General features: G+C 60.0%; 10 protein-coding genes. 8 read left to right on the top strand and 2 right to left on the bottom strand.

What is annotated here, in order from left to right:
- Positions 1-52 precede the first annotated feature (52 nt).
- The 5 genes from ASTEX_RS11885 to ASTEX_RS11865 all read left to right on the top strand — a co-directional run bounded on the left by ASTEX_RS11885 (position 53) and on the right by ASTEX_RS11865 (position 5905).
- Positions 53-1315 (top strand): gallate dioxygenase, encoded by a 1263-nt coding sequence (locus ASTEX_RS11885; protein ID WP_013479883.1) that lies wholly within the window; start codon positions 53-55, stop codon positions 1313-1315.
- A 68-nt stretch (positions 1316-1383) separates the two neighbouring features.
- Positions 1384-2691: an MFS transporter gene (locus ASTEX_RS11880; RefSeq protein WP_013479882.1), complete on the top strand. Its 1308-nt coding sequence runs from the start codon at positions 1384-1386 to the stop codon at positions 2689-2691.
- 12 nt (positions 2692-2703) lie between these two features.
- Entirely contained in the window at positions 2704-4167 is a 1464-nt protein-coding gene (locus ASTEX_RS11875) for an alginate export family protein (protein ID WP_013479881.1), read from the top strand.
- A 138-nt stretch (positions 4168-4305) separates the two neighbouring features.
- Positions 4306-4857, top strand: coding sequence for an RNA polymerase sigma factor (locus tag ASTEX_RS11870; protein ID WP_049781716.1), 552 nt, complete (start codon positions 4306-4308; stop codon positions 4855-4857).
- A gap of 70 nt (positions 4858-4927) precedes the next feature.
- Entirely contained in the window at positions 4928-5905 is a 978-nt protein-coding gene (locus tag ASTEX_RS11865) for a FecR family protein (protein WP_013479879.1), read from the top strand.
- Here the strand turns inward: ASTEX_RS11865 and ASTEX_RS11860 are convergent.
- Positions 5892-6626 (bottom strand): hypothetical protein, encoded by a 735-nt coding sequence (locus tag ASTEX_RS11860; RefSeq protein ID WP_013479878.1) that lies wholly within the window; start codon positions 6624-6626, stop codon positions 5892-5894. The two genes, ASTEX_RS11865 and ASTEX_RS11860, sit on opposite strands and share 14 nt — an antisense overlap.
- Before the next feature lie 142 nt (positions 6627-6768).
- Between ASTEX_RS11860 and ASTEX_RS11855 the strand changes: the two genes are divergently transcribed.
- The 3 genes from ASTEX_RS11855 to ASTEX_RS11845 are packed head-to-tail and all read left to right on the top strand — an operon-like array spanning position 6769 to position 11328.
- On the top strand, positions 6769-9576 hold the full coding sequence (locus ASTEX_RS11855) for a TonB-dependent receptor (protein WP_013479877.1): 2808 nt from the start codon (positions 6769-6771) through the stop codon (positions 9574-9576).
- Positions 9576-10652: a cytochrome-c peroxidase gene (locus tag ASTEX_RS11850; protein ID WP_013479876.1), complete on the top strand. Its 1077-nt coding sequence runs from the start codon at positions 9576-9578 to the stop codon at positions 10650-10652. The genes ASTEX_RS11855 and ASTEX_RS11850 overlap by 1 nt, the downstream gene beginning before the upstream one ends.
- Before the next feature lie 31 nt (positions 10653-10683).
- On the top strand, positions 10684-11328 hold the full coding sequence (locus ASTEX_RS11845; protein WP_168148144.1) for an energy transducer TonB family protein: 645 nt from the start codon (positions 10684-10686) through the stop codon (positions 11326-11328).
- Positions 11329-11389: 61 nt separating this feature from the next.
- Here the strand turns inward: ASTEX_RS11845 and ASTEX_RS11840 are convergent, their stop codons facing one another.
- The gene (locus ASTEX_RS11840) at positions 11390-13873 is read right to left on the bottom strand and encodes a TonB-dependent receptor (protein ID WP_013479874.1); all 2484 of its coding nucleotides are present in this window, start codon (positions 13871-13873) and stop codon (positions 11390-11392) included.
- Positions 13874-13909: the final 36 nt, after the last annotated feature.

The following is a 13909-nucleotide window of genomic DNA, read 5'->3' as shown; positions in this document are numbered from 1 at the left end:
TCACGCCAGTCACCGAGTGGCGTTGCCAAAGACCACGTGAAAGTTAGTCCTCATGGCTCAGATAATTGGCGCGATCGCCAGCTCGCATACGCCGACGATTGGCTTCGCCCGCGACACCAATAAGCAGGCTGATCCGGCCTGGAAGCCGATCTTTGATGCCTACACCCCTGTTCAGGACTGGTTGGTCAAGCGTAAACCTGATGTGCTGTTTTTTATCTACAACGACCACATCACGTCCTTTTTTTTCGACCACTATTCCGCCTTCTGTCTGGGCGTTGATGACCAGTATCGGGTGGCTGATGAAGGTGGCGGATCGAGGGACCTGCCCGCAGTCAAAGGGCACGCAGGGCTCGCGCGCCATATAGGTCAAAGCCTCATGGCTGATGAATTCGATATGGCCTTTTTCCGCGACAAGCCGCTTGACCACGGGTGCTTTTCGCCCCTTTCAGTACTGATGCCGGACGCCCAGGCCGATTGGCCGGTTCAGATTGTCCCCCTGCAGGTAGGCGTTTTGCAGTTCCCCCTGCCCACCGCGCGCCGTTGCTTCAAGCTGGGGCAGGCCCTGCGCAAGGCAATCGAAAGCTATCCGGAAGACCTTGATGTGGCCATTGTGGCCACGGGCGGCCTGTCGCATCAGGTTCACGGCGAACGGGCGGGGTTTAACAACCCTGAATGGGATGCGCGTTTTATGGAGTTGATCGAAGAAGATCCTGAGCAACTCGCGTCCATGACGCACGCGCAGTATGCGACGCTTGGCGGCCTGGAGGGCGCCGAGGTCATCATGTGGCTGATCATGCGCGGTGCGTTGCCCGACCAGATACGCTGCTTGCACAAAAGCTACTACCTCCCCTCGATGACAGGCATTGCGACAGCGGTCTTCGAACCCGCACACACTGAAAGCGCAAGCCCTGAAGCCCAAAGCGCGCACAGGGGCCATATGGCCCATCAACTCGCGGGCGCGGAAGCCCTAGAAGGCACCTATCCTTACACGCTTGAGCGCAGCGCAACGGGGTATCGCCTCAATAAGTTCCTGCATCAGTTGATTGTGCCTGAGTTTCGCACCCGGTTTCGTCAGGATGAGGAAGCCTGTTTTGAGGCGGCGGGCCTCTCTGCTGATGAGCGCGATCTTCTGCGGCGTCGGGATTGGCGAGGCCTCATACATTACGGGGTAATCTTCTTCCTACTTGAGAAACTGGGCGCGGTCTGCGGCATCTCAAACCTCCACATCTACGCCGCCATGCGCGGTGAAAGCCTCGAAACGTTCCAGAAGACGCGCAATCAGCAGGTCACCTACTCGGTCGCCCCGAAGCTGTAGTCGCAAGCCCCTCATCCCTATTCAATAAATAAACCTCTCGATGTTTCGAAGAGGTAACGGAGACGCTTATGGAAGATCCCCGCTCAATCATTGCGCGTGAACCTATGCATTTTCGCCAGATTTTGGCGATTGGTATCGCCACAGCACTGAACGCCCTTGACGGGTTTGACGTCCTCTCAATCAGCTTCGCCGCCCCTGGTATCGCAAAAGACTGGGGTATTGATCGCGCGGCGTTAGGGCTGGTGCTGTCTATGGAACTGTTTGGCATGGGGATCGGAGCCTTGTCGCTGGGCACCCTCGCCGATCGCCTTGGCCGACGTCCGACGATATTGACCTGCCTTGTGATCATGGGTCTTGGGATGGGGCTTGCATCCATTGCTCAGGACGTCGTGAGCTTGTCGGCGTTTCGTCTGTTTACCGGTCTGGGTATCGGCGGGATGCTGGCCGCAACGAACGCTGTGGTGGCGGAATGCTCAAATGCCCGACGCCGCAATTTGTCCGTAGCCATCATGACGGGGGGATATCCGATCGGAGCCATCCTCGGCGGCATGCTGGCGTCCTGGCTCATGGGAATAACGGGGCGCTGGCAGACGGTTTTTGAGATCGGCGCGGCAATTACCCTTGCCTTCATTCCTATCGTCTTCTGGCTCGTCCCGGAAACTATCGCCTTCCTTTTGCATAAACGGCCAAAGGGTGCGCTTGAGAAGATAAACAAGAGCCTGAAACGCCAGGGGCGGGCGGTTCTGGACGCATTGCCGCCGCGCGAGGCCCAGACGTCAAAGGCGAGCCTCGTGGCGCTGTTCAAACCCAATATGGCTATTGTGACCGTCCTTCTGACTCTCGCCTACTTCGGGCACATGATGACCTTCTATTTTCTCGTAAAATGGATCCCGAAGATTGTCGCGGACTTTGGGTTTGCGCCTTCTTTGGCCGGCAGCGTACTTGTCTGGGCAAACGTCGGTGGCGCCACGGGTGCCTTCACAATGAGCCTGCTCACACAAAAGGTTGGCGTACGTAAACTGGTTGTCGGGGCCATGTTGATGGGGGCTGTTACGGTGGCCATCTTCGGTCAGGGCTTCCACACATTGGCGGCACTGTCTCTCGTGGCTTGCATCGGCGGCTTTTTTACCAATGGGGCAACCGCCGGGCTTTATGCCGTCATCGCGCAATCCTTTCCTGCGTCTTTGCGCGCCGGCGGAACTGGTTTCGTCATAGGCATAGGCCGGGCAGGTGCCGCCCTGGGGCCGGTTCTGGCGGGTCTGCTATTTACACACGGATGGCTTTTACCCGCCGTTGCGATCGCCCTCGCCTCCGGAACGGCTGTCGGCGCCCTGGCGCTAACCCGCGTCCGTTACCGTGAACACAGCGTCGCCTGATTGGAGGCCGTGATGAAAACCCACCTCTTTACAACGGCCTCTGTAGCCGGTTTGAGCCTCTGCACTTTTGCCGCCCAGGCGCAAACGCTCCCGGACACAGCCATCGCCGTCAACACTTCTCCCGCCCGGCTCGCTGCGCCCGCAGAACCGGTTCCAGGCGGCCGAGCCGGCGCTCCAAAAGCCTTTCAAACGCATCGGTGGGCGGAAGACTGGACCGCAGAACCAGAAGACAACGCCCCCTTCACCCAACGCGTCAAACACATAAGACTTGGTCAGAGCGGAGCCTATCTGACTTTGGGGGGCGAGGCGCGCGTTTATTACACTGACTGGACCCATTCATCGCTGGGCTTGCGAAAGGCAGACGCGAACACCCCCACCCAGACCCGCCTTAGGCTATCCGCCGATCTGCACGCGAACCCGTACCTCAGGGCTTATGTCGAGCTTGGGGATAATCGGGAAACCGGTGAAACCGCGGCGACGGTGCCCAATCAGGATAAACTGGACATTTATCAGGCTTTTGTGGATGTAACCCTCCCCCTGTCAGAGTCGCAACGCCTGACCTTGCGTCCAGGACGCTTTGAAATGCCCCTTGGTAATGGAAAGCTTGTGGGTGTGCGCGAAGGGCTGAATATGCGTTACACCTATCAGGGTGCCCAACTGACCTACAGCCTCACGGGGCAGGCCTCTGTCACGCTGTTTGACGTTTACCCCGTGGACATACAAAAAGGTACATTTGATGACGCTGTTAATCGCAACACGCACTTTCGCGGGGGCTATATAAGCCTGCCCAAAGCCGCATACGGATTGAACCTGGACCTCTACGGATACGACGTGAACCGTGCACGCGGCACGCTTTTCGAGGGTACTGGCCCGGACGAGCGAAAAAGTCTGGGGGCGCGCGTGTGGCAGAAATCGTCACAGTGGGACGTTGATGTGGAAATGGTGAGGCAATCCGGCACTTTTATCACCAAATCTGTCGAGGCCTATGCGGTGATGTTTGAAGCCGGATACCGCTGGCCAGATACGAAATACGAACCACGGCTGGGTTTGAGACTGAATGCTTTCAGCGGCGATGACAAATCCGGTGACAATCAGTCGGGAACCTTTGTGGCTCCCGCCCCCCGCTTGCCCCTGATCAGCGAGGCGGGCTTCTTCAACCTGTCCAACCTGATCGATGCCTATCCATCGCTTACCCTAAAGCCTATGAAAGCCCTGACGCTGACCCTTGGTCCAGACTTTTTGTGGCGCCAAAACGCCGCGGATGGAGTTTACATAGGCTCTTCGGGTGCCAGCTTTGCCCCTTATGGCGAAGATCGATTCATCGGAACCGACCTCAACCTTGAAGCCACATGGCAGGTCAACAAAAACCTGCAAATCAAGCTCTATGAAACCCGCTTTATCGCCGGTGACGCCTTCAAGGCATCGGGCGGCAAGAATGGGAACTATTTCGGGCTAATGACAGGATATCGCTTTTGATGGGTGAGGCGCATTCGGGTGCGGCAAGAGAGTCATGTAAGACATGATAAGAGAGCGATAGGGCCCCTACTTCGAAATTAACGTGCGGCTCATGGAGTCTTCGCGATTGCATATCATTCGCATTTTTGATAACGGATCGTGCGTCGGATTGTTTTTGGGTCGAGACTGAGCGCCTTGAGTAATGACGTATTCAATCATTTGTTTAGGTCTTACCATGGTGAGATAGACGCCTACTTTCTCAGAAATACGCGTAATGCGGCCCTGGCTGAAGACCTGACTCAGGAAACCTTCGCACGTTTGGCCGTGATGGGGGCTGCGATCTCCGCTGTCAAACAGAAGCGTCCATACCTTTACCGAATCGCGCGCAACCTTTTGATAGACCACTTACGCCGTAGTGGGCGGTTGTCTGTCGGACAACCGGAATCTATAGCGATGGACTGCGTCCCTGACAGAGCCCCCTCACCCGAGGATCTCGTCAGTGCCTCTGAGCAGTCGAAGTACATGCTCGCGGCCTTAATGCGGTTACCTCAGCGCACGCGACAGGTCTTCGTCCTCACCCGACTGGATGGTCTCAGCTATGGGGAAACGGCGACCGCTTTGAATATCTCCGAAAGCACGGTGCAAAAGCACCTTGCCATGGCCACCGCGCACATGATGCAGCACCTTGAAACCGATCACCGTCGGCGCTGAGACATATATCGTCTGACGTGGATGCACATCTTATAATGCTATCTGATCACATTCATCATGAGGCCGCTGCGTGACCGCCCCCACTCCTCACTGGAACAGGCACATCAAACTCGATTCGGCGCGCGAGGCCGCCGAATGGCTGGTAAAGCTGGAGGAAGGGCCGCTCGATCCTCAGACCGAGGCGCAGTTTGCAGTCTGGCTGTCGGCGGACCCAGCCCACGCCGCGGCCTTGTCCAGAGCGCGTGAGGCCTGGCGGCAGGCGGAGGCACTAAGGCCAGGACGTGAGGCGCTAATGGGGCGTCAGGTCTACGGCGCGCAGGTTTTGGAGCCAGTCCTGTCGGCCATGCGCCAACCGCTGGCCGCCGCCGCTTGCCTGCTTCTTGGCATCAGCGGCATGGCCATTTATGGGTCTGTCACTGCCGCCGATTTGCGTACCGGTCCGGGTGAGGTTCGCACTTTTCGGCTGGCGGATGGCAGTCAGCTGACACTTGATGGCAATAGCGCTGTTGATCTGGCCTTTAACACCGGCACACGTCGGATCGCCCTACGCAAAGGAGCCGCCTATGTGATTGCAGCCCCCCGGCAGGGAGCTGAAACCCGCCCCTTTGTCGTGGTAGCACGCGGAGGAGAGTCTCAGGCACTGGGAACAGAATTTGCTGTTGAATACCTTGATACGGGGGTGCGCGTCACCGTCACCGAACACCTGGTCCGGGTTAGCCACGATCACGGACAGGCCGTTCTCGCCGAGGGGCAATCGGTCATCTATGGCCTTGAGGGCTGGCAGGCGGTGCAAACCGCACCTTCACTGCAGGCGGCAACCTGGCGCGACGGCCGCATGGTCTTCGACCGTGCGCCGCTGAAAGACGTGGTGGCGCAACTCAACCGTTACCGCAGGGATCGCCTCTATATCGCCGGTACCGGTCTGGCCGAACGGCGGGTCAGCGGCGTGTTCGACACCCGCGATCCGCAAAATGCCCTGTCCTCGATCACGACGGGGCTTAAGCTGCGAAGCCTCGACACACCCGCTGGAACGGTCATTTATCCGTAGCCTGCGCGGCTTGCGCTTCCATCTCCGCATATTGCTGCCGGGCGGTGGCGACGAGCACGGCCCGCAGGGCCGGTATGTCGAAATCCGTCGTGTCCGGATGATATAGCGCGTAAGTAATTTTATATCTGGCGTTCAGCCAAAGAAGCGTCGTCTGTACCTGACCGTCATGACGCAATCCCTGTTGATGCGTCAGGAAACGATTGCCGACCGGATCGTTGTACAGCGCGTCATTGTAGATGATGCCCTTACCCTGCCTGTTCCTGTAGTCGCCTTCGACGGTCATGAGATAGGCTTGGCCGCAGTCATATATCGTCGTCACCGTATAGGTCCGTCCGGTGCCGTCGGCATCGGGTCCGACGGCTTTGGATTTTTTCCATAGGCAGGGCGTTTTAGTCTCGATCAGGGCGCGTGACGGCGAGTGGGTCGAATGGACCGTATCGTCGAACAACTGCGTGTGCAACGGGTCTACGGCATCGAACTGAGCCAGCCTTTCCGACAGGGTGGGAAACGAGAAGGGCACGTCGCGGACTTCGCCGTCGCGGAGTCGTTTCCCCGGCCCCGGATCTTTCAGCCATGGCATTTGCGCCCGCTTCTCCGGCGGAATGCGCTCCATCAGTTCCCGCGCGAGGGCCTGCCCCTCGGCTTCGGGACGAAAGGTGATTTCAGCCGCTGCCGAACCGACAAGCCCCAGGCTCACCAGACAAAAGAAAATCCATCGCACCTGATAAATCTCCTTATTTTCAATTCATTATAAATTTTTTAGAAAAGGCGGCACTTATTTTTACCGTATTTCCGACAGGCGACGTCTTATTACCCGAAGCATGCGTCTGAGAATTATTCGCATAAAATCGGATCGGGTAACAATGAAAAAAGCAAGTTTACGACAACTGACCTCTGGCGCGTGTGTGTGGGCGCTGATCGCGGGCGGGATGATGGCCGCACCGGCGCTGGCGCAGACATCGACCGCGATGGAAACGGTGCAGGCCTATAATCTGCCGGCGCAGGATCTCAATCAGGCCCTTTTGCAGTTCGCGCAATCGGCGGGACTTCAGCTTTTTTACGACAACAACCTTGTCAACGGTCGCCGTTCGGGGGCGCTCAAAGGCAATTACACGCCGCGTCAGGCGCTGGCGAAGCTGTTGGCGGGGACGGGTCTGAGCTATAAGCTTACCGGCAATGCGGTCCGCCTCAACCTGATACAGGCGGAGAGCGGCGATACGAATCTCGGCACGATCCGCGTACAGGGTGACGGCGTGACGGGCGATGGCACGAAGGCCGGTGCACCGCTGGCCTACGAGATGGGCGATCCTATCGACAGCGGCACCAGCATCCTGTCGCGTGAGTCGATCGAAGCGCGCCAGAACGGCAATGGCGACGTCAATCAGACGCTGAAAATCCTGCCTCATGTCTATTTCAGCACCAATGAGGGCCGCGCGACAAGCGACGACATTCAGGACCTGCGTCCGTCGGAAGTCTCGATTGCCGGCAGCCAGCCCTATGAGAACTCATTCATTCTCGATGGTGTTGCGGCTAACAGCCGTCTCGACGTTATGTCGAGCGACAGCAGCAATCCGGCCCACTACGATAAAACCTCCGGGGCCAGTGCCGAAACCCTCTGGGTCGATTCCAGTCTGGTCGACGCGGTAACGGTGCGCGACTCCAACGTCTCAGCGCGCTACGGCGGCTTTACCGGCGGCGTGGTGGAAATCGACACACGCGCGCCGCGCAAGGAGTATGGCGCGACTATTTACCGTAGCTGCACCAGCGATGCTCTGGTCAGCTTCAAGATCGATCCGCAAACGCGCGACGCTCTGGGCAGCAATGTCCCGAATGAGCCCGACTACACCAAGTGCCGCACGGGCATGAGCGTCGATCTGCCCGTCAGCGACTATCTGCGTCTTATGGTGGGGGCCAGCCGTCAGGAGGCCGAGCTGACCTATTACAAGAACGCCAATTACGGCAATGCGCCCTTTGGCCTGAAAAGCGAAAGCCGCAATCTGTTGCTCAAGGCTGAGGCCGACTTGCCCAAAGGCATGACCCTGACCACACAGTACAGCTACACCCCCTATACGCAGGAATATTCGCGCGAGAATATGCTGAACGACCTGATCGTCACGCAGGGCGGCGGTAAGAGCGGGCGCATTGAACTGAAAGGCCGCGCCGGTTCGGCCAACTGGAAGCTGACCGCCACCCATGCCGCGTCAAATTCCAGCCGCTCCTCGCCTGGCAATCTGTTTACGTGGCCGGTCACGGTCCTTGGGTCGGGCTACTGCTCATCAACCAACTGCGTCTTCGGCGGTTTCGGCGATATCGCCCAGACGCAGAAGGACACCAATCTGAAAGGCCAGTGGTCGCAACCCCTGTGGGGCGGATCCTTCGACGGCGGTTTCGATTTCGGTTACGTCGCCGCGCACAAGCAGCGGTTCGAGGACAATGCCTCCTATAACACCGCCACGGGCACCAGCGTGGGGGCTCTGGTCGTCTGCAGCGACGGTGACCCCGCCTGTATGACGGGCAAGGGGGTTTTGACCACCAAACTACTCTATCCGGCCTATGACATCACGGTCGATGTCCGCACGCGGGCGGCCTGGGCTGAGTACAGCCGTCGCTTTGGTGATCTGAATCTGCGGGCTGGCCTGCGTTACGACAGCGAAAGCGTGCTTGATAACGACAATTTCGCTCCGCGCTTCTCGGTCAGCTACGACTTCCCGTGGGTAACGGCGACCTTCGGGGCCAACCGTTATTACCATCAGAGCTTCCTCGGTTACGCCATTCAGGGCGCGACCGCACGCACCTTCACCTATCGCCGCACCGTGTCGAAGGTCGGGAGCACCTACAAGGCCGGTGACTGGTATCTCTACAGCGTCTCCAGTGGCACCATCTACGACGGTATCGCCCTGAAGACCCCCTATTCCGACGAACTGACCCTGGCTTTCAGCCGGTCGCTGTGGGGTGGTCAGGGTCGCCTGAAACTCATCTCGCGCGACTATGAAGATCAACTGACCCGTTCGACGACGACTGAAGCGCGTCCCTATACCAAGGCTGACGGCACGACGGGCACCTATAGTGTCTATCTGCCGACCAATGGCGGGGAATCGACCTATCGCGGTGTGTCGCTGGAATGGGGCAAGAGCTTCGGACGCCACACCGTCACCTTCAGCGGCAACTGGGGTGAGACCAAGACCAATATCGACGCCACGAACGCCTATATGGCGGTCAGCGACACCGAGGAGGTGGACGGTGATCTGGTCTACTATCAGGGGCAGGTACGCACCCTGATGGATGTGCTGGCGGAAAATCAGCGACTGGATTTCGCGGCCCCCGGCCTTGCCAATCTCGACTGGAGCGCCCGCTGGCTGGGAAGCCGCCTGCGCACCAACCTCAATGCCCGCTGGCGCGACGCCTTCGATCAGCTTGAAGACACAGGTACCAATATCACGGTCGGCGGCGCCTCCTATGACGTCTATGACATCGTCCATTACGGCGACACCATCGCCTTCAATGGCGGGTTTGATGCGGAACTGGTCCGTCGCGGGCTCAATGTGGTGACCCTTGAGGTCAAGGGCACCAACCTGCTCGACACTCTGCCGAAGATCACCGGCACCACCTCCACCTCGCAGCCCTACCGCTTCGGGCGGTCTTTCTGGGTTGGGATCAAGTATAAGTATTGATGATGAAACCTAAACACCTGCTGATCGCAGGCGTACTGATGGTGTTTGCCGGGACCGGTTTCGACAGTCCCGGCATCGACGTTTTACGCAAAGCCTATCAGGGCGCACCGGAAACCTGGCCGCGCCCGTTGCTGCATGAAGGGGCCGAGTTCGAAGAATTCGGCGCGCTCCCCCCTGTCACCTCACCCGTGCCCAATCCGTCAACGCCGGAAAAGGTTGCGCTGGGGCTTAAGCTGTTCAACGATCCGGTCCTGTCGGGATCGAAGCAAATCGCGTGCGCCTCATGCCATAGTTCGGAACTCGCCTTTGGTGATGGCATCAAAACCTCTTTTGGTCATGATCGCCAACGCGGCCGCCGCAACGCCCCCAGTCTGATAACCGCCGGCTGGCAGAAGACTTTGTTCTGGGATGGCCGGGCGGCAAGTCTTGAAGCGCAGGCCGGAGGGCCGATCGCCGACCATCGCGAGATGTCCGCAAAACCTGGAGACATCGAGAAACGTCTCAATCACGACGCGGGCTATCGCAGCGCGTTTCGAGAAGCCTTTGGTGTCCGAAAGGTCAGCATGGCCGAAGTGGCCATGGCGCTCGCCGCCTATCAGCGGACGCTGAAACCCCGCTCTTCGAAGTGGGACCGCGCCTTGTCCAGCGGGACAAAGGTTCTGTCTGATGAGGAACTGCGCGGACTGGACCTGTTTCGCGGCAAGGCAGGCTGTGCCAACTGTCACAACGGCCCCCTGTTCTCAGATCAGAAGTTTCACAATATCGGTCTCAGCTTCTATGGCCGCAAGCTGGAAGATCTGGGCCGGTACGAGGTGACAAAAAACCCGGCCGATGTCGGAGCCTTCAAGACGCCGTCCCTGCGCAATGTCTCGCGCACCGGCCCCTATATGCACAACGGTATTTTTCCGACGCTGGAAGGCACGGTGAATTTCTATAACGAAGGCGGGGCGCGTCCCAAGCCGAAGGCGGGTGAGGCAAACGATCCGCTCTTCCCGACGACTTCGCCGCTGCTCAAGCCGCTGGGGCTAACGCGCGAGGAAAAGGCCGCCCTGGTCGCCTATCTGAAGACGCTTTAGCATGAAGGCCGTAAGCCCTGGGGGACGCCTGGTGATCTTGCTGCTGAGCGCCGCGCTGCACGCTCTGCCTTTGGCGGGGTTATGGCAGTGGGCGCAGAGCGCGCCGGAAGCGCCACCGGAGCCGGACGCCCTGACTATAGAGATGGTGCGTCTGGCTCCACCGCAGCCGCCAAGCGAGCGTCCGCCTGGCCCGGTTCAGACCGAGGCCACCGCGCGCAAGGCCCCGCCGCGTCAGGTGTTGGAGCGCGTGCCCGACGCATCGGTGGAACCGCTGAGGGTGCCGCCACCCGAAGAGGCCGCGCCGCTCGAAAAGCCCTCAGACGCGCGCCCGGCTCCGGCCACGACAGCACCCGCGTCCAAACCCGCCCCGCCCGCGCCAAAAGCAGTGTCCGCCTCGCCGGACTGGCGCGCGCGTCTTCTGGCGCACATCGAACAGCACAAACGCTATCCGGCCGAAGCCCGCATCCGCCGTCAGCAAGGGGCGGCGGTCGTCTGCTTCACCGTCGATGCGCAGGGCAAGGTGCTGTCGCGGCGGCTGCTACGCAGTTCCGGGGTGCCATCGCTTGATGCCGAGGCCCTGCGGGTCCTGCGCGCGGCCTCGCCCCTGCCCGTTCCCGCCGAAGCCGGTCTGCAGGGGCAGGAGATCGTCGTCGTGCTGGAATTTTTCATTCGTTAAGGCACAAAAAAGCGTCCTCCCCGCAATGGAAGAGGACGCCGACGCAAAAGCTTACAGAGTATCAGAAGCGGTAACGCAGACCGACGCCATAGGTCGCCGGGGCCCCGACCAGACGGGCGGCCCCGTTCAGTTCCGGGAAGTAGACCTCATCGGTGACGTTCTTGCCGAAGGCATAGACCGACCACGACGCCGGCGACGCCAGTTCCACATGGACATTGGTCAGGGTATAGGGCTCCGCCGTATTGTTCGGCAGGGCGTTCAGGCGGTTCGACTCCTCGCCGTGGTGGGCGACGGTCAGGCGCGACGTCAGGTACCAGCCGCCAGTGAAAGCCACCTGATGCTTCAGGCTGAGATTGGCGGTGACGTCCGGCGCGCCCGGCAGGGGATCGCCGACCGTGGCCGCCACGTCGGCGGCGCGGCGCGAGATATATTCGGTGATTTCCGAGTCGAGGAAGGCCGCCGAGAGGTCGAGATCGAGCTTCTGGGTTTGACCGTCGAACAGGCGCACGCCGACCGCCAGATCGACACCCGAGGTTTCCGCCTTACCGACATTGGTGCGGCCATTGGTGTCGTTGGCCAGGCGCGTCGTCGCCTGCAGATTCTTGAACTTATAGGAGAACACATCCAGCGAGGCACGGAAGCGGCCCTTGTACCAGCGCGCACCGGCCTCATAGGCGGTGACGGTTTCCGACTCGAACGGATAGGTTTCCTCAAGCGTCATGATCGAGGTGCCGTCGAACCCGCCGCCGCGATAGCCGGTCGACGCCGAGGCGAAGAGGTTGAAATTGTCGTTGACGAAATACTGCGCTGTCAGACGGCCCGACAGGTTATCGTCCTCGAAATCGCGATCCCAGCTAAAGCCCGACACGGTGGCGAAGGTCGAGTTATAGATCGAGATGCCCCAGGGGTTATGATCGATATTCTGGCCCTTGTAATCGACGGTGTCGCGCGTGAAACGCAGACCGCCCGACAGGCGCAGCTTCTCGGTGACATTGTAGTCGGCCTGACCGAAGACGGCGAAGGAGTTGCGGCGCTGCTTGTGGTTATTATCGTAGACCGAGCGCACGGTGAAGCTGGTCCAGGTCGAGTCGAAATCCGCCGAATCGGTCAGGTAGAAGGCACCGACGATCCAGTCGAACTTGCCGCCATTGTCGTCGCTCAAACGCATTTCCAGCGACGCCTGCGACAGCTTTTCGTCGAAGGCGTACTCATAGCCGGGATAGGGCGAACCGTCGCCATTGCCGCCGTCGGTGCGGTCGGTCGATTGCACGCCGCCGACCACGGTGAAGTTGAGGTTTTCCTTCACGCGGTGCGTCAGCGTACCCGACAGGCCACGGATGTCGTAGGCGTGGGTGAAGTATTTCTGCGAATAGAAGCTGTACGGATCGGCGTTTTCACCGGCGTTGAACTGCGTATTGTCGAGCGCCTTTTCCAGACGGTCGTACTGACGGCTGTCGCCCCGGTCGCGGCTGGCGAAGGCCTTGACTGTCAGATTGGTCTGGGGCGTGAAATCGAACGAGAAGGTGGCGCGCGCCGCGACCATGTCCTTGTCGCCGAAACCTTCGCGCTTGCCCGGATCGGTGACGGCAGGCACCTGAGTCTGCACAATACCGCCTACGGTGGGGCGAAACCCGGCCAGCGTGCCCGCACCCTCGCCGTTCATGAAGCCGCCACCGTTTTCGGCCATCACGGCCAGACGCACGCCGAAATTCTCGCTGACCTTGCCGCCGAAGGCCGTCTCAAAGCGTGTATAATCGAAATTACCGGCACGTACGTCGGCATAACCTTCGAAGGCTTCCGATGGACCGCGCGTAATGGCGTTGATGACGCCGGCGGTCGTATTGCGGCCATAGAGGGTGCCCTGCGGGCCTTTCAGAACCTCGATACGCTCCAGGTCGAACAGAGGCATGCCGACGTACGCGTTCGAGGTCTGATAGATGCCGTCGACGTGCAGGGCGACCGAGGGCGAACCGTTTGGCTTATAGTCATCGGCACCGCCGATGCCGCGGATGCTGAGCAGACCGTAGCCCGTGCCGCCGGTCGAATAGTTGATCGAAACGCCTGGGATTTCGTCGACCAGACCGTCCGCGCCGACGATGCCACGTTCGCGGATATCCGTGCCGTTGATGGCGACGACGGCCGCCGGCACCTTGGCGATGGCTGCCGTACGCTTCAGTGCGGTGACGACGACCACTTCAGGCTCCGCGCCGGCCACGTCCGTCGCACCTAGTGAGAAGGTACGGCCATCGGCGCTGACGCTGCGGATGCCGACCCCTGTGCCGTTAAGTAGCGTCGCCAGCGCTTCACGCGGCGAGAGGGTCCCCGATACGGCCCCCGCGCGCTTACCGCGTACCAGTTCCGGCGTGAACAACACCTGTACGTCGGCGGCGCGTGCGAATTCGATCAGGGCCTGATCCAACGGCTGCCCCTCGATACGAAAAGCCATAGAGGCGGTTTGGGCGTGAACGGGCGCCGCAATAACGGCGATTACCGAAACGGCGGCGCAGCAGGCCATCAGAGTAGTTTTGAATGCGACGCGGGGCATATGCTTATCTCCTTGAACAGACCCCTTTTGAGCGGG

This window comes from Asticcacaulis excentricus CB 48 (assembly GCF_000175215.2).
Lineage (GTDB): Bacteria > Pseudomonadota > Alphaproteobacteria > Caulobacterales > Caulobacteraceae > Asticcacaulis > Asticcacaulis excentricus.
The sequence above is the reverse complement of the archived record's forward strand: the minus strand, read 5'-3'. Positions and strand labels throughout refer to the sequence as shown.